We start from the raw sequence: 21037 nt of genomic DNA, 5'->3' as shown, positions 1-21037 counted from the left end.
ATGTCCGACGTACGCGTCGTCGTCATCGACTGCACCGACACGGGGGCGTCCCCGCCCACGGCCACGGTCCCGACCTGGATCTGACGGCTCCTGCGCCGTTCGGCGATCTTGGTCGGAACGGACGGCATGCCGAGAGAAATCGCAGTCATCTGCTGTGCAACCCCAAGTCGTGGATCAAGGCCAGGTCCCGTCAGCAGCGGGCTCCAGGCTCCGAGATTACGGCACGGACCTGAACACCGGCACACGGCGGCCCGACGATCCGCTCAATGGTGTTCCACTTGAGGCGGATCGCCGGGCCGTCGTACGAGCCCCCTCAGCCGAGGACGAGCGCCCTCAGCTGATCTTGACCGGATTGACCACGTCCGCCACCAGCACCAGCAAGGTGAAGCAGACGAAGACCCCGGCCACCACGTACGCCACCGGCATCAGCTTCGCCACGTCGAAGGGGCCGGGGTCCGGGCGGCGCAGCACGCGGGCCAGGTTCCGGCGCAGCGACTCCCACAGGGCACCCGCGATGTGCCCGCCGTCGAGGGGCAGCAGCGGCAGCATGTTGAACAGGAACAGGGAGAGGTTGAACCCGGCGATCAGCATCAGGGCCGTGGCCAGCTGCTGGGTGGGCGGGATGTCGAGGGTGAAGATCTCGCCGCCGACGCGGGCCGCGCCGACCACGCCCATCGGGGAGTCCGGCTGGCGCGGGGCGCCGTCGAAGGCCGCGTCCCACAGGGCCGGGATCTTGCCGGGCAGGTCGGCGAGGGAGTTGACGGCCTCGCTGATCCGGTCGCCCATCCAGGACACGGAGTCGCCGAAGTCCTGACGGACCACGCCGTTGGCCGCGCTGAAGCCGAGGAAGCCCGCGCTGACGAACTTGCCGGGCACCACCTGGCCGGAGGAGTCCTTCTTCGCGACCTGGTTGGTGGCGATCTTCGCGTGCAGGGTCATGTCCTGGCCCTTGCGCTCGACGACGATCGCCACGTCCTTGCCCGGGGTGGCCCGGATGAGGTCGGAGAGCTTGTTCCAGTCGTCGGTGCGCACCCCGTTGAAGGAGACGATCTTGTCGCCCGCCTTGAGTCCGGCCGCCGCGGCCGGGGAGGCCGGGTCGCTCTTCTTGCAGGTGTCGCGGTTCTGGCTCTGCGCGATGACGCACTGGGAGACCGAGCTGACGGTGGTGGTCTGCTGTGCGATGCCGAAGCCCATGAGGACCGTCAGGAACAGCGCGACGGCCAGGATGAGGTTCATGAAGGGGCCCGCGAACATCACGATGACCCGCTTCCAGGGCTTGCGGGTGTAGAAGAGGCGGTTCTCGTCGCCGGGCTGGAGCTCCTCGAAGGCCGCCGAGCGGGCGTCCTCGATCATGCCGCGCCAGGGGGAGGTGGAGCGCGCGGTGATCCGGCCGTCGTCGCCGGGCGGGAACATGCCGATCATGCGGATGTAGCCGCCGAACGGGACGGCCTTGAACCCGTACTCCGTGTCGCCCTTTTTGCGTGACCAGATGGTCGGGCCGAAGCCCACCATGTACTGCGGCACGCGGATGCCGAAGAGCTTGGCGGTGGACAGGTGCCCCAGCTCGTGCCACGCGATCGAGACCAGCAGGCCGACCACGAAGATCACTATGCCGAGGACCATCATCAGGGATGTCATGCACGCGCCTCCGCGGTGGCCGAAGCCGTCTGCTCCGTCAGTTCCCGGGCCCGGGCCCGTGCCCAGGTCTCCGCTTCGAGGACGTCCGACACGGTGAGTGAGGTTCCCGTCCGCGGTGTGCCGTGCTCCTCGACCACCCGCGTCACGGTCTCCATGATCCCGTTGAAGGGCAGTGCACCGGCGCGGAACGCCGCCACGCACTCCTCGTTTGCCGCATTGAACACCGCCGGGGCGGTGCCCGCGAGCTCACCCACGTGCCGGGCGAGGTTCACCGACGGGAACGCCTCGTTGTCGAGCGGGAAGAACTCCCAGGTGGACGCCTTGCTCCAGTCGAAGGCCGGGGCCGCGCCGGGAATCCGCTCGGGCCAGCCGAGACCCACGGCGATCGGCCCGCTCATGTCGGGGGGCGTCGCGTGGGCAATCGTCGAACCGTCCGTGAACTCAACCATCGAGTGGACATACGACTGGGGATGCACGACCACCTCAATGCGGTCGAAGGGAATGTCGTAGAGGAGGTGTGCCTCGATCACTTCCAGCCCCTTGTTCACCAGGGTCGCGGAGTTGATCGTGATCACCGGGCCCATGGCCCAGGTGGGGTGCGCGAGGGCCTCCTCGACGGTGACGTTCGCCAGCTGTTCCTTCGTACGGCCGCGGAAGGGGCCACCGGAGGCCGTCACGACGAGCTTGCGCACGTCCGCGCGGGTGCCGGCCGCCAGCGCCTGGAACAGGGCCGCGTGCTCGGAGTCGACCGGGATGATCTGCCCGGGCTTGGCGAGCGCCTTGACGAGCGGGCCGCCCACGATGAGCGACTCCTTGTTGGCGAGCGCGAGGGTGCGGCCCGCCTCCAGGGCGGTGAGGGTCGGGGCAAGGCCGATGGAGCCGGTGATGCCGTTGAGCACGGTGTGGCAGTCGGAGGCGGCGAGCTGGGTGGACGCCTCGGGCCCGGCGAGGATCTCCGGGAGCGGCTGACCCGCCCCGTACTGCGCGGCGAGTGCCTCGCGCAGTTCGGCCACGACGTCCTCGCGGGCGACCGCCACGGTGCGCACCCGCAGCCGGTGGGCCTGCTCGGCCAGCAGCGCGATCCGGCCGCCGCTGGCCGAGAGCCCGGTGACCCGGAAGCGGTCGGGATGGCGCAGCACGAGGTCGATGGCCTGGGTGCCGACCGACCCGGTGGAGCCGAGGATCACCACGTCCTTCGGGCCACCGCCCGCGACGGGGTCGTAGACGAGATGCGGGTCGGCGAGTGGGGCTGGGCTGTCCGTCATCCCTCCATTGTTGCCGAGGTGCGCGACCGAAAGGACAGTGCGTCGCTCGGGTGGGTGGCTTGTCGCGCTCTTCCCGGTTGGAGCGGGATCCCCCCTTGTGTGGGCCGCATGAAGAACGAGCGGCGGGGGGATCCCTGCGGGGCGTGCCGTGACGTGCGCGGGCTCACCCGATGGAGCGGTGCACGTTCTCCTTCTGTGAGGGTCCGGGATCGGATGCGGCGATCCACGGTCCTTCGCCCGAGGGGTCGACGATGCCGTCCTCCAGCCACTCGTACGTGCCCGACATCACGCCCTTGACCACCTTGCGGTCGAGGTCGTCGGTGTTGTTCCACAGCCGCCCGAAGAGTTCCTCGACGCGGATGCGGGACTGGCGGCAGAAGGCGTCGGCGAGCTGGTAGGCCTCGCGGCCGTGGTCGCCCCGGCTGCGCAGCAGTTCGGCCCGTACGCAGGCCGCGCTCATCGCGAACAGTTCGGCGCCGATGTCCACGACGCGGCCCAGGAAGCCCTGCTTGGTCTCCATCTTCCCCTGCCAGCGGGACATGGCGTAGAAGGTGGCGCGGGCCAGCTTGCGGGCGTGCCGTTCGACGTAGCGCAGGTGCGCGGAGAGATCGACGTCGTGTTTGAACTCGCCGTAGGAGACGGGCAGTTGTCCGGGTCCGGCGACCAGTTTTGGCAGCCACTTGGCGTAGAAGACGCCCGCGTTGGCGCCTGCCTTCGCCTTGTCCTGGAGGGACTTGTCGGGGTCGATGAGGTCGCCGGCGACGGAGAGGTGGGCGTCGACGGCCTCGCGGGCGATCAGCAGGTGCATGATCTCGGTGGAGCCCTCGAAGATGCGGTTGATCCTCAGGTCGCGCAGGACCTGCTCGGCCGGGATCGCCCGCTCGCCGCGGGCCTTGAGGGACTCCGCCGTCTCGAAGCCGCGTCCGCCGCGGATCTGGACGAGTTCGTCGGCGATCAGCCAGGCCATCTCGGAGGAGTAGAGCTTGGCGAGCGCGCCCTCGATGCGGATGTCGTTGCGGTCCTCGTCGGCCATCTGGCTGGAGAGGTCGAGTACGGCCTCCAGGGCGAAGGTCGTCGCGGCGATGAAGGAGATCTTGGCGCCGACGGCCTCGTGGTGGGCGACCGGCTTGCCCCACTGCTCGCGCGCCCCGGACCACTCACGGGCGATCTTCAGGCACCACTTGCCGGCCGCCACACAGGAGGCGGGCAGCGAGAGCCGCCCGGTGTTCAGCGTGGTCAGCGCGATCTTCAGGCCCGCGCCCTCGGGGCCGATGCGGTTGGCGGCGGGGACCCGGACCTGGTGGAAGCGGGTGACGCCGTTCTCGATGCCGCGCAGGCCCATGAAGGCGTTGCGGTTCTCGACGGTGATGCCGGGCGAGTTGGTCTCGACGACGAAGGCGGTGATGCCGCCCTTGTGGCCCTCGCTCTTCGGCACCCGTGCCATCACGACCAGGAGGTCGGCGACCACGCCGTTGGTGGTCCACAGCTTGACCCCGTCGAGGACGTAGTCGTCGCCGTCGCGCACGGCCGTGGTGGCGAGCCGTGCCGGGTCGGAGCCGACGTCGGGCTCGGTCAGCAGGAAGGCGCTGATGTCGGTGCGGGCGCAGCGGGGCAGGAACTGCTCCTTCTGCTCGGGCGTGCCGAACAGTTTCAGCGGCTGCGGTACGCCGATCGACTGATGCGCGGAGAGCAGGACGCCGATGGCGGGGCTGGCGGAACCCGCCAGGGTCAGTGCCTTGTTGTAGTACACCTGAGTGAGGCCGAGCCCGCCGTACTTGGTGTCGATCTTCATGCCGAGGGCGCCGATCTCCTTGAGGCCGGTGATGACCTCGTCGGGGATGCGTGCCTCGCGCTCGATCAGCGCGCCGTCGACCTTGGTCTCGCAGAAGTCGCGCAGTTTGGCGAGGAACTCCTCGCCGCGCTGGACGGCCTCGTCGGTCGGCAGGGGGTGGGGGTGGATGAGGTCGAGCCGGAAGCGGCCGAGGAACAGTTCCTTGGCGAAGCTGGGCTTGCGCCACTCCTGTTCCCTGGCCGCCTCCGCCACCTGGCGGGCCTCACGTTCGGAGACGGTGGGTTTGCTGGATGGTGCGGACATGAGGCTCACCTCGCCGCGAGGAGGGGATCTTGGACCGGTTTGGTTACCGGTGGGTGCTACCCGATCGTATGTACCCGATCCCGGGCCGCCCCACCACCCCTGGGGCACGGTCGTTGGGCCGAATTGACGGCCGGGGCTCCCTCGCGGAGGATCGGCACGCCTCAAAGAGAGGCTGTCGAAGCGCTTCGACAGCCTATGGACACCCACCTCGGCTGGGGCTAGTGTCGAACCACCCTCACCCGCCACTGTTCGTCATGCGCACAGTCGAAGCGCTTCACACGCTTGGAGAGCCGGATGGTCACCCTCGCCGAGGTCGCCCAGCACGCCGGAGTCTCGGCGAGCACGGTGAGCTATGTCCTCAGCGGCAAGCGGTCCATCTCCACGACCACCCGGCAACGGGTCGAGCAGAGCATCCGCGAGCTCGGCTACCACCCGAACGCCGGCGCGCGCGCCCTGGCCAGCAACAGGTCGAACATCATCGCGCTGATGGTCCCGCTGCGCACCGACATGTATGTGCCGGTGATGATGGAGATCGCCATCGCGGTCGCCACCACGGCCCGCACGCACGGCTACGACGTCCTGCTGCTGACCGGCGAGGAGGGCCCCGACGCCGTGCGCCGGGTCACCGGCAGCGGGCTCGCCGACGCGATGATCCTGATGGACGTCGAACTCGACGACGAGCGGCTGCCGCTGCTGCGCGGCACCGACCAGCCGTCCGTGCTCATCGGACTGCCGGCCGACACCACCGGACTGACCTGCGTCGACCTGGACTTCAGGGCGACGGGCGCGCTGTGCGTCGAGCACCTCGCGATGCTCGGCCACCGTGACATCGCTGTCATCGGCGAGGCGCCCGCCGTCTACGAGCGGCACACCGGCTTCGCCGAGCGCACGCTCGACGGACTGCGCTCGCGGGCCCAGGAGCTGGGCGTCCGCCTGCTGCACCGGCCGTGCGAGGGCGGCTACGACGCCATGGCCCTCACCCTCGCCCGCATCCTCGACGAGCGCCCGGGCACCACCGGCTTCGTCGTGCAGAACGAGTCGGCCGTCGAGCCGCTGCTCGCGCTGCTGCGCCAGCAGGGCCGCGCCGTGCCCGAGGACGTGTCGGTGGTCGCCGTCTGCCCGGAGCAGGTCGCCGTCCAGGCCTCGGTGCGACTGACGTCCGTCGCCATTCCCGCGCAGGAGATGGGCCGGCACGCCGTGGAGCGCCTGGTCGCCAAGCTCGACGGCCGCGGGGCCGACGAAGTCGTCCTGATCTCCCCCGAGTTGACGGTCCGTGCGAGCACGGGTCCGGCGCCCTCCCGCACCACCTGACCGCTGCCTTTCCCCTGCCCTGCGGGCACCCTCATGTCCTTTCGGGAGCACCCCTCGTGAATCAGCCTGCGGAGAACCAGACCCGGATCAGCCTCGCGCAGTCCTCCCCCACCGCCGGCACCTTCCGTGAGCGGGACGGCGCGCTGGAGTGGAGCGGCCGCCAGGAGACGCTGCGCATCGAGCCGTGGGGGCCGGACGCGGTCCGGGTCCGCGCGCGGCTGGGCGGGCCCATCCTCGAGGACACTCCGGGTGCGCTCCTCGACGAGGTTCCGGCCACCGAGAGCAGCATCAAGATCGGTGACGGGGAAGGGCAGTTGACGGTCGGAGCGCTGACCGTGCAGGTCGATGCCGAGGGCCTGGTCCGCTTTCTGCGCACCGACGACCTCTCGGAGCTGCTGGCCGAGCAGCGCGCCCACTTCTGGTGGCCGGGCTCGCGGCTGTACACGGCCGTCGGCAACGGGTACCACCGTCTGGAGCAGCGCTTCGCCGCCTACGACGACGAGAAGCTGTACGGCCTCGGCCAGCACCAGCACGGCCGCCTCGACCAGAAGGGCCTGGTCGTGGACCTGGTCCAGCGCAACGCCGAGGTCAGCGTCCCGGTGCTGTCCTCCAGCCGCGGCTACACGCTGCTGTGGAACAACCCGGCGATCGGCCGGGTGGAGCTGGCGTACAACGGCACCCGCTGGGTGGCGGACTCGGCCCGGCAGATCGACTACTGGATCACCGCGGGCGGCCCGGCGGACGGGCAGCGCCGCTACAGCGCGGTCACCGGCCGCACGCCGATGCTGCCCGAGTGGGCGGCCGGCTTCTGGCAGTGCAAGCTGCGCTACCGCACGCAGGAGGAACTCCTCGCGGTGGCACGGGAGTACAAGCGGCGCGGGCTGCCGATCTCCGCGATCGTCTGCGACTTCTTCCACTGGACGCATCTGGGCGAGTGGAGGTTCGACCCGGCCGAGTGGCCGGACCCGGCGGCGATGGTGCGTGAACTGGAGGAGCTGGGCGTCAAGTTGGTGGTCAGCGTCTGGCCGTCGGTGTCACCGCTGAGCGAGAACCATCCCGTGATGGAGCAGCGCGGCTACTTCGTCGGCACCCAGTACGGCCCGATGGCGCACGCCGACTGGCCGGACAAGGGGGTCGCCTCCACCGTCCAGGTCGCGTTCTACGACGCCACGAACCCCGAGGCGCGTGACTTCGTGTGGTCCAGGGTGAAGGAGAACTACCTGGAGCCGTACGGCATCACGGCCTTCTGGCTGGACGCCTGCGAGCCCGAACTCAAGCCGGGCTTCCAGGAGAACCTGCGCTACTGGACGGGCCCCGGCCTGGAGGTCGGCAACAGCTATCCGGCGGAGAACTCCCGCACGTTCCACGAGGGCCTGCGTGCTGCCGGCGAGTGTGAGGTGGTGACGTTGAACCGCTCGGCCTGGGCGGGCAGCCAGCGCTACGGCGCCGCCCTGTGGTCCGGCGACATCGGCACCGACTTCGCGACCCTGCGCCGGCAGATCGCCGCGGGGCTGAACACCGCGATGTCCGGCATCCCTTGGTGGAACACCGACATCGGCGGCTTCCACGGGGGTGACCCGGACGACCCGGCCTACCGCGAGGTCATGATCCGCTGGTTCCAGTTCGGCGCGCTGTCCCCGCTGATGCGGCTGCACGGCTTCCGCGACCCGGGGATGCCGCTCGGGCCCGAGATGACCGGTGGGCCGAACGAGGTGTGGTCGTACGGCGAGGAGGCCGGGGCGATCATGGAGAGCTATCTGCGGCTGCGCGAGCGGCTGAAGCCGTACGTCCTGGACGTGATGCGCCAGGCGCACGAGGAGGGGCTGCCGGTGATGCGGCCGCTCTTCCTGGAGTTCCCTCAGGACCAGGCGGCCTGGTCGGTGGACGACGCTTATCTGCTCGGCCCGGATCTGCTCGTCGCGCCGGTGCTCACGGCCGGCGCGACGGCTCGGACGACGTATCTGCCCGCGGGGTCCTCCTGGACGGATGCGTGGACCGGGGTGACGTATGCGGGGGGTGCGGCTGTGACCGTGGACGCGCCGTTGGAGCGGATTCCGCTGTTTTTGCGGGATGGGGCGCGGGTGCCGGTTGTTGTGGAGCGTGGGGTGCGATAGGTCGGTGGGCGGGTGCTGCGCCGCTGTGGCTGGTCGCGCAGTTCCCCGCGCCCCTAAAAGCCGAAAGCCCAAGCCCGCGCCGCTGTAAGCCCAAGACTTGCGTCAGTTGCGGCAGATCGAGGGCAGGGCGCGGGTCAGGGCTGCTGTGTGCAGGAGGTCTGTGTGCTTGGTGAGGGTGACCTCTGCGGCGGCCACGGTCAGTTCGGGGCGGCAGATCGGTGATGTGCGGCGGGCTGTGGTGTCGGCTACGGCCTGTACGAGGTCGGTGTTGATGCGGTTGATGGTCTCGCGGACGACGTTGAGGTCCGGCTTGGTGGTCGGGGCCTGGTCCGGGTGGGTGGTCCAGCGGCGGTAGAGGCCGCGCTGGACGACCTTGTTGGCCTCGATCTGGTCGCGGAAGATGCGCCGCATCTCGTCCGGGTCGGCACCGATCTGCCGGGCCTGTGCGGCGACGGTGTCGAGGACGACCTGTTCGCGCGCGGGGTCGTCGATCGGGCTGTCGGTGCCCCACTTGGCGGCGGCCACCAGGTCCGCGGTGGCGAGGCGGTCGGCGGCGAGGGAGGCCACCGGCCGCAGAGGGTCGGTGCGGGCCGTGCTCGTCGCGGCGGTCGTGTCGTGCGCGGGTGCCGCCGCCGCGGTGCCCGGCAGGGCGAACAGCGCGGCGGCGGCGATCACGGCGGTACGGAGGGGGGTCGTGGTTCGCATGCGGTCCATGTAACCCCACCGCGGCCCGCCGTGGGGTCAACTACTGCTGACGCTCTCGCTGTTGACGGTGAAGTCCAGCCCGCCGGAGGAGGACGTGATCTCGAAGCCGAACTGCAGATCGCCGATGGTCACGTTGCCGAACCAGCCCTTGGTGTCCTTGATCCACTTCAGGATCGGCAGGACGTTGACGGTGCCGGAGCTGGAGTTGGAGGTGCGGACGAAGGAGAAGACGTCGTTGGAGCCGTTGTTGCCCTTGTAGACGGTCCAGGTGTGACCGCCCAGGATGAGATTGCCCTGCGAGGTGCCGAGCGGGCCGACAGCGCCCGTCTTGTTCATCCAGAGCATGATCTCGTACTGGTAGCCGGTGTCCCAGATGTCGTACGAGGTGTTGTACGCGCCCGACGACGGCACGGAGACGTTGTAGCTGCTGGAGAGCGAACCGAGCGAGGTGATCGACTTGTTGATCACCTTCTTGGCGTTGGGGTAGGACTTGATCCCCCCGGTGTTGGGGTGGTTGGCGTTGACGCCCCAGTTGGTGCCGGAGTTGGCCCAGATGCACTGGCTGCCGGCGCCCGAGCCCCAGATGTTGTTGTAGAGCGTGTAGCCGTTCAGCGTGGTGTTGCCCCACTGGTCGCAGGAGCTCCAGACGGCGGCGGACGCGGGGGCGGAGGCCAGGCCGACGGTGGCGCCGAGCGCGAGGGTGGGAGCGATCAGGGCCATGCCGATGCGACGGCCCGGTGTGTGTGTTGCCATGGTGTCCCTTCCATGGGTGGGGGGAGTTGCGGGACTTGCGGGGTCACCACGCCCCCGGGGCGAGGACGTGGTCTTCCTGAGGTCGAGCTCATGGGCGCAGCACCGCCACCCCGTACCGGCCGAGGGTGAGCCCGTCCTCGACGGGCGTTCCCGTGAGCAGGTCGTGGTGGCGGCCCGGCAGCGGCACGGTCACGGGCTCCCGCCCGTGGTTGAGGACGAAGAGCAGGTCGCCGCGGCGGACCGCCTCGACCCCGTCGGGCAGGCCGTCGAGGACGGGACGGATGCCGGCGCCGGCCGCGATCCGGGCGAGCAGGGCGCGCAGGGCGTGCGGCTCGGGAAGCGTGGAGAGGTACCAGGCGCGGCCCCTGCGCAGCACCGCGGGCAGTCCGTGGAGTTCGCCGCCCGTGTAGCGGACCTCGATGGTGGCGTCCTCGGCGGCTTCGATCTCCTCCGACCACAGGGTTCCGCCGAAGGCGTCGGTCGCGGCCGTCTCGTCCTCGTCCAGCGGCCACCACTCGTGCAGGGTGCGGATGCCGAGCAGCTCGCGCAGCCGCCCGTCCATGCCGCCGGGGCGCACCCGGTCGTCCTGGTCGGCCACGCCGGTGAGGAAGCCGCAGACGAGGGTGCCGCCGTCGCGGACGTAGGAGAGGAGGTTGTCGACGGCCGCGTCCGTGAGGGCGTACAGCTGGGGGACGACGACCAGGCGGTAGGCGCCGAGGTCGTGCTCGGGGTGGGCGAAGTCGGTGGCGAGGTGGGCCTGCCAGAGCGCGCGGTGCCAGACGGTCAGGATCTGGGCGTGATCGACCCGGGTGGACAGGCGGCCCTCGTGGGCGCTCGCCCACCAGGAGTGCCAGTCGTGCAGGACCGCGATGGCTGCCGGCGTGTGACTGTCCGTCACCTGGCCGCCGATCCGGGCGAGTTCGGCGCCGAGCTGCTTGACCTCCTGGTACGTCCGCCCTTGCTCTCCCGCGTGGGAGACCATCCCGGAGTGGAACTTCTCGGCGCCCTGCCGGGACTGGCGCCACTGGAAGTAGCAGACGGCGTCGGCACCGCGGGCGACGGCCTGGAAGGACCAGAGGCGGTTCAGGCCCCGGGGCTTGGGATGGTTGACGCCGCGCCAGTTGACGGGTCCTGCGGCCTGCTCCATCAGCATCCACGGGCCGCGGGCCTGCGAACGGGTCAGGTCCTGCACGAGCGCGCCGTGCTGGGCGCCGAAGGGGTCGCGCGGGTCGGGATAGAGGTCGACCGAGACGACGTCCTCCTCCCGCGCCCACCGCCAGGCGTCCTGTCCGGACCACAACGGCATGAAGTTGGTGGTCACCGGCAGGTGCGGGGTGTGACGGCGGACGATGTCGCGCTCGGCGGTGCAGCACTCCAGGAGCATGTCGGAGGTGAAGCGCTTGAAGTCCAGGACCTGTGCCGGGTTCTTCAGGTAGTGGGCGTGGCGGGGTGGCAGGATCTCCTCCCAGTCGCCGTAGCCCTGGCTCCAGAAGGCGGTCCCCCAGGCGGAGTTGAGGGCGTCGAGTGTGCCGTGTCTGCGTCTGAGCCACTGGCGGAAGCGGACCGCGGCCTCGTCGCCGTAGTCGTAGGTGCAGTACTCGTTGTTGATGTGCCACATGGTGAGCGCGGGGTGGTCGGCGTACCGGGCGGCGAGGTCCTCGGTGATGGCGGCGGCGTAGCGGCGGTAGGCGGCGCTGGAGTGCGAGAAGTGCTGGCGTCCGCCCCACCACTCGGTGCGGCCGTCCTCGTCGCGCGGCAGGGTCTCGGGGTGCAGCCGCCCCAGCCAGGGCGGGGGCGAGGAGGTGGGGGTGGCGAGGACGACGCCGATGCCGTTGTCGTGCATCAGGTCCATGAGCCGGTCCAGCCAGCCGAACTCCCGTGCTCCCGGCCGGGGTTCGAGCCGGGACCAGGAGAAGACGCCCAGGGTCACGGAGTTGACCCCGGCGGCCTTCATGAGGCGTATGTCCTCGACCCACACCTCCTCGGGCCACTGCTCCGGGTTGTAGTCCCCGCCGAAGAGGATGCGTCCGCGGGTGACATCGGCGAGGCCCGTCATCCCTTGATCGCCCCGGTGAGCATGCCCTTCTTGAAGTGCCGCTGGACGAACGGCGACAGCACCGCGACCGGAAGCAGCGCCAGCACCATCACGGCCATCTGCACGGCCAGCCCGGACAGCTGCCCCGTCTTGATCGCCTGCCCGAGTCCCACGGGCGCCTCCTGCTTCTGGACGAGCTGGATCATGACGTTCTGCAGCGGCATCATGTTCTGGTCGTTGAGGTACAGGGAGGCGTTGAACCAGGCGCTCCAGTAGCCGACGGCGTAGAACAGCGTGATCACGGCGAGGACCGCGCGGGACAGCGGCATCACGATCTGCCACAGGATGCGGAAGTCGCCGGCGCCGTCGATCCGCGCGCTGTCGATCAGTTCCTGCGAGATGCCCATGAAGAACCCGCGCAGGACCAGAATGTTGAAGACGCTCACCGCGCTCGGCAGGATCAGGGCGAGATAGCTGTCGGTCAGCCCCAGGGACTGCACCAGCAGATAGGTGGGGATCAGGCCCGCGCTGAAGAACATCGTCGCGAGCAGCAGCATCAGCAGCCAGCGGTGGCCGAGCGAGCCGATGCGGGAGAGGCCGTAGGCGCACAGCACGGACACGGCCATCGAGAACAGCGTGCCGACCAGGGTGACCAGGACGCTGATGATCGCGGCCCGGGTGACCTGGCCGCCGCTCAGCAGTTCCTTGTACGCGACGAGGGTGATCCCCTTCGGGACCATCACCAGGCCGCCGGCCTCGTCGATCGTCTTGCGTGAGGAAACGCTGGTGACGACGACGATCCAGAGCGGGAAGAGGATGCCGAGGCAGGCCAGGGTCAGCACCAGGCCCTTGCCGGCGAGGCTCGCCTTGTTCGGCTCCTCCTCCCACGCGGGGCGCGGCGCGGCGGCCCACCCGGACCGCTCCCGTACGGGCGGCTTGTCGATGACGGCGGTCATTTCTTGTACACCCCCTGCTCGCCCATGAGATGGGCCACCTTGTTCGCGGCGAGGACCAGTCCGAGGCTGACCACGCCCTTGATCAGTCCGGCTGCGGCCGCGTAGCCGAAGTCCTGGTTGCGTACGCCGTTCCACCACACGAAGGTGTCGAGGACCTCCGCCGCTCCCGGGCCTACGGCATCACGCTGGAGCAGGATCTGCTCGAAGCCGACGGTGAGCGCGTCACCCACGCGCAGCACCAGCAGCAGGGCGATCACCGGCCGCAGTGCGGGCAGGGTGACGTGCCACATGCGCCGCCAGCGCCCCGCGCCGTCCATCGCGGCCGCCTCGTACAGGTCGGGGCTGACCGAGGCCAGCGCCGCGAGGAAGACGATGATCCCCCAGCCGGCGTCCTTCCAGACCGACTCCGCGGTGACGAGGAACTTGAAGGTGGACGGGTCGGTCATGATGTCCAGGCCGTCGTACCCGTGCTGCCGCAGCAGCTGCGACAACACGCCCGCCCCGCCGAAGAGTTGCTGGAAGACGGCGATGACCAGCACCCACGAGAAGAAGTGCGGGAGGTACATGATCGCCTGCGACAGCGCCCGCACCCTCGGCCTGACCACGCTGTTGATGAGCAGGGCGAGCGCGATCGGGAGGGGGAAGAACAGCACGAGCTGCAGGGAGAACAGCACCAGGGTGTTCTGGACGGCGTTCCAGAAGGCCGAGTCCGCGAAGATCCGCTGGAAGTTCTCAAGCCCGACCCAGGGGCTGTGCAGCATGGAGACGATGCCGTTGTCGCTGACGTAGGGGTCGTAGTCCTGGAAGGCGACGATGTTGCCGAGGATCGGCAGGTAGTTGAAGAGCAGGAGCAGCAGGATCGCCGGCAGCGTCATCAGCAGCAGCACGCGGTCGCGCCTGAATCTGAGGCGCAGGCTCAGCTTGCCCGTTCGCTTCCCCCTGCTCGCCTTCTTCCGGGTTTTGGTGGTGCCGTCGGACGCCGTCGAGGTCCGGTCCGCCCGGTCGTGTGCCTCGGCCCTGCTGCGCGGCACCGTGCTGTGGGACACGGCCTTCTCCTTGCCTCGGTGCCCGGGTCAGTTCGCCGAAGAGCCGTTGTCGTCGAGCAGCTTCCGGTACCAGTCGCGCAACTTGTCGCCGCCCTTGCTCTTCCAGTCGGAGACCGCCTGCTGCATGTCAGAGATCTTCTTGCGGCCGCGGGTGATGTCGTCCTCGAGCTGCTCGAAGTCGTTCATGAGGTTGGTGTAGCGGGACGGCTCGGTGATCATCTGGCCGTAGAAGCTGGACTTCCTGGTGAAGGCGCCCATCCGCTGCTGCCATTCGACCTGGGCCTTGGCGACGTCCGGGAAGTCGGGGTGGGCGATGGTGGCGGCCGGGCTGGCGATCATGACGTAGGCGTTGAGGACCTCGTTGTTGCCCTGGGTGGTCTTGACCGGCACGCCGTTCTTGACGGTGTAATCGGTGCCCTCGGGGCCGTAGTTGGTGAGCATGTACTCCTTGGTGCCGTACGGCGCCGCGGTGACGTTGGCGACGGCCAGCACATTGCGGATCTGCGCCTCGGAGGCCTTCTTGTTGACGAAGGCGAAGATGCCCGCGGGCTGTTCGGCCCACAGTTTCGGGTCGCCGCCGTCGTGGCCGAAGATGTCCATGCCCCAGATCCTGTAGTCCGGGTTCTGGGTGGCCTGTTCGGCGGTGCGGCTCCACCACTGGGTGATGTTCTGGGCGTAGATCAGGAACTCGCCGGCCGCGAACTTGGGCCCCGGGTCGGGTGCGTTCTTGCCCATCTTGGCGTCGGGGTGCACGACTCCCGCGGCGAAGAGCTTGCGGGTCCACTCCAGTGCTTCGAGGTACTCGTCGGTCTCGATGCGGTTGATCAGCTTGCCGTCGACGAGGTTCCAGCCGAGCGGCTTCTCGCTGCCGGAGAGCACGCCGAAGGCCTGGAAGGCCGTCCACTTCATGTCCATGCACGCCCAGCGCTTGGCCTTGGCGTTCGTGATCTCCTTGGCCAGGGACATGAACTCGTCCGCGGAGCGCGGGACTTCGTAGCCCTCCTTGTCGAAGATGTCCTTGCGGTAGAGGGGCACGATGCCGGTGACGTACGGGGAGGGCTGGGGCAGGCCGCGCAGCTTGCCGCCGATGATGCAGCGCCGCCAGGCGTCGGTCGGGATGGCGGCGAGGTTCGGGTAGTCCTTGACCTTGTCGCCGGAGAGATAGGGGCCGAGGTCGGCGAACTTGCTGATGATGGCGGTGGGTATCTTGCCGCCCATGTTCCAGCTGGGGACGACCACCACGTCCGGTACGTCGCTGGAGGCCAGGACCGCGCCGAGCTTCTGGTCGTAGGTGTTGCCGTCCTGGTTCTGCCAGACGACGTCGACGCCGATCAGGTCGTTCATCGCCTTGTAGTAGGCGTTGTCCTGCTTGGGCGGCGAGCCCCAGAACGGCGACATGACGGTGAGCTTGCCGCCCTTGCCGAGCTTCTTCGGGACCGAGGTCTTCAGGCCCGCGAGGTCGAGCTTGGAGGTGAAGCCGATCGCCGAGCCGTTCTTCGCCGGGATGTCCGGGCTCACCACGTTGCCGGCGACGTAGGACGGCAGCAGCTTCTTCGCGCCCTTGCCGCCGGAGGAGCCGCCGCGCGACGTGGTGTCCGATGCCCCGCAGGCGGCGAGCAGCGGCATCCCGCCCGCCACCGCGGCGGTGGCCACCGCCGTCGAGGCGAGGAAGCTTCTCCGGCTCGGGCCTGAGGAGCCGGAGGAGCCTGAGGAGCCGGAGAGGCCGGATGAGGGTGAAGCGGCGTTCGGCGTCATTGCGTCAACCCTTCGTGGCGCGCCAGGACACCCGGCGGTGGCCGTCGGCAGCGGTGTCATGAGTGGAACTGGCCAACTGGAACTGGCGAATTCGACAGTCGAAGCGCTTCGATGTCGGTGGTGAGGGTAAGTGAACGCCCGGGGGTGCACAAGGGTCGCTCCCAAGATTCCTCGGAGCTGTCGAGGGCGACTTTTCCTTATGCGCTGCTTGGAGTGGCGAGGAGCATCCCTTGACACCCGAGCATGGGGCGAATGAGCATCGAAGCGCTTCGAAAGCGCCATCTCGCCTCAGCGCAAAGGGACCTCACGTGACCGCACAGACGCCGCACCTGCCGCCGTTCCGCGATCCTCACCTGCCGTTCGCGAAGCGCATCGACGACCTGTTGGGGCGGCTCTCGCTCGGCGAGAAGGTCTCCTTCCTGCACCAGTTCGCGCCCGCGGTGGAGCGCCTGGGCGTCGAGGCGTTCCGCACCGGCCAGGAGGCGCTGCACGGGGTCGCCTGGATGGGCCCCGCCACCGTCTTCCCACAGGCCGTGGGCCTCGGCGCCACCTGGAACCCGGAACTCGTGCGCCGTATCGGCGAGGCGGTCTCCAAGGAGGCCCGCGCGATGCGCGCCAAGGACGAGCGGGTCGGCCTCAACGTCTGGTCCCCCACCGTCAATCTGCTGCGCCATCCGCTGTGGGGGCGCAACGAGGAGGGCTACTCCGAGGACCCGAGGCTGACGTCGGCCATCGCCACCGCGTACACCCGCGGGCTGCGCGGCGACCACCCCGTCCACTGGCGCACCGCACCCGTCCTCAAGCACTGGCTCGCCCACAACAACGAGACGGACCGGGCGACTTCGTCCAGCTCGGTCCGCCCGCGCGTGCTGCACGAGTACGACCTGCGCGCCTTCCGCGAGACGGTCGAGGCGGGCGCGGTGGCCGGGGTGATGCCTGCGTACAACCTGGTCAACGGCCGCCCCAACCACGTCTCGCCGTATCTGCGCCGCCATCTGCGCACCTGGACGGACCAGGAGCTGCTGGTCTGCTCGGACGCGGGCGCTCCCTCCAACCTGGTCGACGCCGAGCACTACTTCGACACCCACGAGGAGGCGACGGCAGCCGCGCTGCGGGCGGGCGTCGACAGCTTCACCGACCACGGCACGGACAGCTCGAAGATCGTCGAACGGGTCAAAGGGGCTTACGAACAGGGCCTGTTGACCGAGAGCGACATCGACACCGCCGTGCGCCGCCAGCTCTCCGTACGCTTCCGGCTCGGCGAGTTCGATCCGGGCCTCGACCCGCACGCCGACACCGGGGACTTCGACACCCCGGAGCACCGCGCGCTCGCCCAGGAGGCGGCCGAGCAGGCGATCGTGCTCCTCAAGAACGACGGGGTGTTGCCGCTGGCACCCGACACCCGGATCGCCGTGGTGGGCCTGCTGGCCGACGAGTGCAAGCTCGACTGGTACAGCGGCACGCTGATTCACCGCTCGACCCCGCTGGAGGGCCTGTACGAGCGGTTCGGCGCCGAGCGGCTGCAGTTCGCGGAGGGCGTGGACCGAGTCCGGCTCAAGACGTCGACAGGTACGTTCCTCCACGTCCCGCCGTCGGAGGCGGCCGACGCTGTGCGGGGTGCCGAGGGCGCCCTGGACCCGGCGCTGCTGGCGGGCCGCACGGATCTGCCGCCGCTCACCACGGACGCCGTAGGCACCGAGTTCGCGCTGATCGACTGGGGCGAGGGGCTGCTGACCCTGCGCGCCCCCGACGGCCGCTATCTGTCGGTCGCCGAGGACGGCCGGGTCCGCGCGTCCGCCGACCAGCCGGGCGGCTGGGTCGTCCAGGAGACGTTCCGGCTGGAGGCCCATGACGGCGGCCACCTGCTCAGGCATGTCGGTACGGGTCGCCACGTCCGTGTCGCCGCCGACGGCGTGCAAATCGCCGACGCGGGCCCGGAGTTGTTCGAGATCGTCGTGACGGAGCGCGCCGAGGACGCGGTCGCCCGGGTCGCGGCGCGGGCGGACGTGGTGCTGGTGGTGGCGGGCAACGATCCGCACCTCAACGGCCGCGAGACCGAGGACCGTACGACGCTTCGGCTGCCGGACCACCAGGAGCGCATCCTGCGCGCGGCCCGTGCCGCGAACCCGAGGACGGTGCTGGCGCTGGTCTCCTCGTACCCGTACGCGGTCGAGACCTCCGCGCTCCCGGCGGTGCTGTGGACCGCGCACGGCGGCCAGGCCGCGGGCACCGCGCTGGCCCGGGTGCTGTCCGGGGACGTCTCCCCCGCGGGCCGTCTGCCGCAGACCTGGTACGAGACGGACGCCGACCTGCCCGACCTGCTGGACTACGACGTGATCGGCGGGCGCCAGACCTACCAGTACTTCGAGGGGACCCCCCTCTTCCCGTTCGGGCACGGGCTGTCCTACGCGTCGTTCGCGTACGGCGACCTCGCGGCGCGGGTGACGAGCACCGCGGTGCACGTCTCCTTCACGGTCACCAACACCGGCGATGTCACCGCCGACGAGGTCGCGCAGCTCTACGCGCGCGCCGTCGAGCCCGCACTGCCGCGCCCCCGCCGGGAGCTGGTCGCGCACCGCCGGATCACCCTGGCGCCGGGCGCGCGGGAGGAGCTGTCCTTCGAAGTGCCGCTGTCCGCCTTCGAGTTCTGGGACGTGGCCCGGGGCGGATGGCGGCTGGATCCGGGCCCGTACGAGCTGCTGGCCGGTGCGTCCAGCGAGGATGTCCGGCTGCGTACGACGGTGCTGCTCGACGGCGAGCCGGCCGCGCCGCGCCCGGTCGTGCGGCGCGGTCTGGAGGCGGCCGACTTCGACGAGCAGAGCGGGGCCGCGATCGTCGACCGCACGAAGGTGTCGGGGGACGCGGTGACTCCGGTCGCGGGCCGCGACGCCGAACTGCTCTACCGCGACTGCGACTTCGGCGACGGGGTCACGGAGGTGACGGCCCTGGTGGCGGGCGAGGGTGTGGCGGAGCTGTCCCTGGACGGGGGTGCCGTGCTCGCCGTGCTGCGGCCGGAGAAGACCGCCGCCGGCGACCCGTACGCCTACTCCACGGCCGTCGCGGGCATCGCTGCCGCGGGCGTGCACGACGTGCGGCTCGTCCTGCGCGGCCGACTGCGGCTCGCGCGCGTCGGCTTCCGCGGCTGAGGGTGTGCGGAAGCCGACGCGGCGAAGGTGCTGCTAGAGGGCGAGCCCCGTGAGGACCAGCACGCGCTCGTACGTGTAGTCGTCCATCGCGAACTTCACGCCCTCGCGGCCCACACCGGACTGCTTGGCGCCGCCGTAGGGCATCTGGTCGGCGCGGTAGGAGGGGACGTCGCCGATGACGACGCCGCCGACCTCCAGGGCCCGGTGGGCGCGGAAGGCGGCCTGCAGGTCGTGCGTGAACACCCCTGCCTGGAGGCCGTACTTGGAGTCGTTGACCGCGGCGAACGCCGCCGCCTCGTCGTCCGCCTTCTGCACGGTGAGCACCGGTCCGAAGACCTCCTCGCAGGAGATCGTCACGTCGGCCGGTACGCCGGTGAGGACGGTCGGCGCGTAGGAGGCGCCGTCGCGCTTGCCGCCCGCCAGGAGCGTGGCCCCGGCGTCCACGGCCTCCTGGACCCAGGTCTCGACGCGCTTGGCCGCGTCCTCGCTGACCAGCGGGCCGACGTCGGTCTTGGCGTCGGCCGGGTCGCCGGTGACCTGGGCCTCGACGGCGGCCACGATGCGCGGCAGCAGACGGTCGTACACGGACGCGTCCGCGATGACCCGCTGCACGGAGATGCAGGACTGGCCGCCCTGGTAGTTGGAGAAGGTGGCGATGCGGGTGGCGGCCCAGTCGAGGTCGGCGTCGGAGGCGTAGTCGCCGAGGACGACCGCGGCGCCGTTGCCGCCCAGCTCCAGGGTGCAGTGCTTGCGCGGCACCGAGTCCATGATCGCGTAGCCGACCTTCTCGGAACCGGTGAAGGAGATGACCGGCAGCCGCTCGTCCTGGACCAGGGCGGCCATCTTGTCGTTGGCGACCGGGAGGATGCTCCAGGAACCCGCCGGGAGTTCGGTCTCGGCGAGCAGTTCGCCGATGATCAGGCCGGAGAGCGGGGTGGCGGGGGCCGGCTTCAGGACGATCGGCACGCCGGCTGCGATCGCCGGGGCGATCTTGTGGGCGCACAGGTTCAGCGGGAAGTTGAAGGGCGCGATGCCGAGGACGACGCCCTTGGGGAAGCGGCGGGTGAGGGCGAGACGGCCCTGACCGCCGGCGTCGGTGTCGAGGCGCTGGGCCTCACCGCCGTTGAACCGCCGGGCCTCCTCCGCGGCGAACCGGAAGACGGAGACGGCGCGGCCGACCTCGCCGCGGGCCCACTTGAGCGGCTTGCCGTTCTCGGCGGTGATCAGCTGGGCGATCTCCTCGGTGCGCTCGACGAGCCGGCGGCTGACGTGGTCGAGCGCGGCGGCCCGGACATGCGCGGGCGTCGCGGCGAAGTCGTCGAGGACGGCGTGGGCGGCGGCGACCGCCTCCTCGACCTGGGCATCGGTCGGCACGGCGACCGTGCCGACGAGCCGGCCGTCCCACGGGGAGGTGACGTCGAAGGTGTCCTCGCCCGTGGCCTGGCGGCCGGCGAGCCAGAAGGCGGTGGTGGAAGTCATAGGGGTCCCGGCCCTTCCGCATCAGGGGGTGTACAGGGTGGTTCGGGTACACCGTAGGCGGGCCGGGGCGGGGGCGTGTTTGGCCGCGGTGGAGGGGTCGGGGGCGGGGGTGCGACGGTTCGGCCATGTCCGGGGCGCGAGAGCGTACGGTCGCCTACTCCGCCGACGCCGCCTTCAGCGCCAGCCACAGCTCCATCCGTACGTCCGGGTCGTCCAGCGAGCGCCCGAGGATCTCCTCCACGCGCCGCATCCGGTAGCGCAGGGTGTGGCGGTGGACGCCCAGGTCGGCCGCCGCGGCGTCCCACTGGCCGTGCCGGGACAGCCAGGCGCGCAGCGAGGCCACCAGGTCGCCGCGGCCGGTGGCGTCGTGCTCGTGGAGGGGGCGCAGCAGGCCGTCCGCGAAGGCCTTCACCGCGTCGTCGTCCAGCAGGGGCACCACGGAACCGGCCGCCAGCTGCTCGTGCGCCACGCACACCCGCCCGCGCCGCCGGGCCACCGACAGCGCCTGCTCGGCCTGCTTGTAGGCCGCCGTGGCGGCTATCGGTCCGACGGGGGCCGACAGCCCCACCACCAGTTCGTCCTCCTCGCCGGCCGGCTCCCCCGCCGTCGCCGGGCCGGTCCGCGCGGCCTCCAGGGCGGCCGCGTACTCGCCGCACGCGGCGACCGCAGCGCCGCCGTCCGTGGCCAGCACGACCAGCCGGTCGCCCTCGGGGACCACCAGCACGGGCTCGCCCGCCCG

Annotated in this window: 15 protein-coding genes; 3 read left to right on the top strand and 12 right to left on the bottom strand. The window is 70.3% G+C overall.

Going from position 1 to position 21037, the window contains the following annotated elements; translation table 11 throughout:
• The 4 genes from JYK17_RS38015 to JYK17_RS38000 all read right to left on the bottom strand — a co-directional run.
• A partial coding sequence (locus JYK17_RS38015) for a flavodoxin-dependent (E)-4-hydroxy-3-methylbut-2-enyl-diphosphate synthase (protein WP_504739990.1) occupies window positions 1-149 on the bottom strand: 149 nt, incomplete at its 3' end.
• 184 nt (window positions 150-333) lie between these two features.
• On the bottom strand, window positions 334-1638 hold the full coding sequence (locus JYK17_RS38010; protein ID WP_108015456.1) for a M50 family metallopeptidase: 1305 nt from the start codon (window positions 1636-1638) through the stop codon (window positions 334-336).
• Window positions 1635-2903: a 1-deoxy-D-xylulose-5-phosphate reductoisomerase gene (gene dxr, locus JYK17_RS38005; RefSeq protein WP_222812175.1), complete on the bottom strand. Its 1269-nt coding sequence runs from the start codon at window positions 2901-2903 to the stop codon at window positions 1635-1637. Before dxr ends, JYK17_RS38010 begins: the two co-directional genes overlap by 4 nt.
• 163 nt (window positions 2904-3066) lie before the next feature.
• The gene (locus JYK17_RS38000; RefSeq protein ID WP_222812174.1) at window positions 3067-4998 is read right to left on the bottom strand and encodes an acyl-CoA dehydrogenase family protein; all 1932 of its coding nucleotides are present in this window, start codon (window positions 4996-4998) and stop codon (window positions 3067-3069) included.
• A gap of 294 nt (window positions 4999-5292) precedes the next feature.
• Here JYK17_RS38000 and JYK17_RS37995 point away from each other — a divergent pair, with 294 nt between their 5' ends.
• Together JYK17_RS37995 and JYK17_RS37990 are read left to right on the top strand one after the other, a co-directional pair.
• A complete protein-coding gene (locus JYK17_RS37995) occupies window positions 5293-6309 on the top strand; it encodes a LacI family DNA-binding transcriptional regulator (RefSeq protein ID WP_108015453.1) in 1017 nt (338 codons plus the stop codon).
• A gap of 56 nt (window positions 6310-6365) precedes the next feature.
• Window positions 6366-8423, top strand: a complete 2058-nt coding sequence (locus JYK17_RS37990) for a glycoside hydrolase family 31 protein (RefSeq protein ID WP_128801774.1) — start codon at window positions 6366-6368, stop codon at window positions 8421-8423.
• A gap of 102 nt (window positions 8424-8525) precedes the next feature.
• Here the strand turns inward: JYK17_RS37990 and JYK17_RS37985 are convergent, their stop codons facing one another.
• The 6 genes from JYK17_RS37985 to JYK17_RS37960 all read right to left on the bottom strand — a co-directional run bounded on the left by JYK17_RS37985 (window position 8526) and on the right by JYK17_RS37960 (window position 15673).
• The gene (locus tag JYK17_RS37985; protein ID WP_108015451.1) at window positions 8526-9128 is read right to left on the bottom strand and encodes a chorismate mutase; all 603 of its coding nucleotides are present in this window, start codon (window positions 9126-9128) and stop codon (window positions 8526-8528) included.
• Between the two features lie 36 nt (window positions 9129-9164).
• Window positions 9165-9881: a glycoside hydrolase family 12 protein gene (locus JYK17_RS37980; RefSeq protein WP_108015450.1), complete on the bottom strand. Its 717-nt coding sequence runs from the start codon at window positions 9879-9881 to the stop codon at window positions 9165-9167.
• 88 nt (window positions 9882-9969) lie between these two features.
• Window positions 9970-11937 (bottom strand): beta-galactosidase, encoded by a 1968-nt coding sequence (locus JYK17_RS37975; protein WP_222812173.1) that lies wholly within the window; start codon window positions 11935-11937, stop codon window positions 9970-9972.
• Entirely contained in the window at window positions 11934-12872 is a 939-nt protein-coding gene (locus tag JYK17_RS37970) for a carbohydrate ABC transporter permease (protein WP_222812172.1), read from the bottom strand. Before JYK17_RS37970 ends, JYK17_RS37975 begins: the two co-directional genes overlap by 4 nt.
• Window positions 12869-13792 carry an ABC transporter permease gene (locus JYK17_RS37965; RefSeq protein WP_261996602.1) on the bottom strand — a complete coding sequence of 308 codons (924 nt, stop codon included), beginning with the start codon at window positions 13790-13792 and terminating at the stop codon, window positions 12869-12871. The genes JYK17_RS37970 and JYK17_RS37965 overlap by 4 nt, the downstream gene beginning before the upstream one ends.
• Before the next feature lie 153 nt (window positions 13793-13945).
• The gene (locus tag JYK17_RS37960) at window positions 13946-15673 is read right to left on the bottom strand and encodes an extracellular solute-binding protein (protein WP_222812171.1); all 1728 of its coding nucleotides are present in this window, start codon (window positions 15671-15673) and stop codon (window positions 13946-13948) included.
• A 308-nt stretch (window positions 15674-15981) separates the two neighbouring features.
• Between JYK17_RS37960 and JYK17_RS37955 the strand changes: the two genes are divergently transcribed.
• Window positions 15982-18819 carry a glycoside hydrolase family 3 C-terminal domain-containing protein gene (locus JYK17_RS37955; protein WP_222812170.1) on the top strand — a complete coding sequence of 946 codons (2838 nt, stop codon included), beginning with the start codon at window positions 15982-15984 and terminating at the stop codon, window positions 18817-18819.
• Window positions 18820-18852: 33 nt separating this feature from the next.
• On the opposite strand, the gene JYK17_RS37950 is transcribed toward JYK17_RS37955, so the two are convergent.
• Both JYK17_RS37950 and JYK17_RS37945 read right to left on the bottom strand, forming a co-directional pair.
• On the bottom strand, window positions 18853-20298 hold the full coding sequence (locus JYK17_RS37950; protein ID WP_128801780.1) for an aldehyde dehydrogenase family protein: 1446 nt from the start codon (window positions 20296-20298) through the stop codon (window positions 18853-18855).
• Between the two features lie 154 nt (window positions 20299-20452).
• Window positions 20453-21037, bottom strand: a 585-nt coding sequence (locus JYK17_RS37945; protein ID WP_222812169.1) for a PucR family transcriptional regulator, incomplete at its 5' end; no start/stop codon positions are given.

The sequence above is a fragment of the Streptomyces plumbidurans genome (genome assembly GCF_019857225.1).
In the GTDB taxonomy this organism is placed as follows: Bacteria; Actinomycetota; Actinomycetes; order Streptomycetales; family Streptomycetaceae; genus Streptomyces; species Streptomyces plumbidurans.
This window is presented reverse-complemented; position numbering and strand designations above follow the sequence as displayed.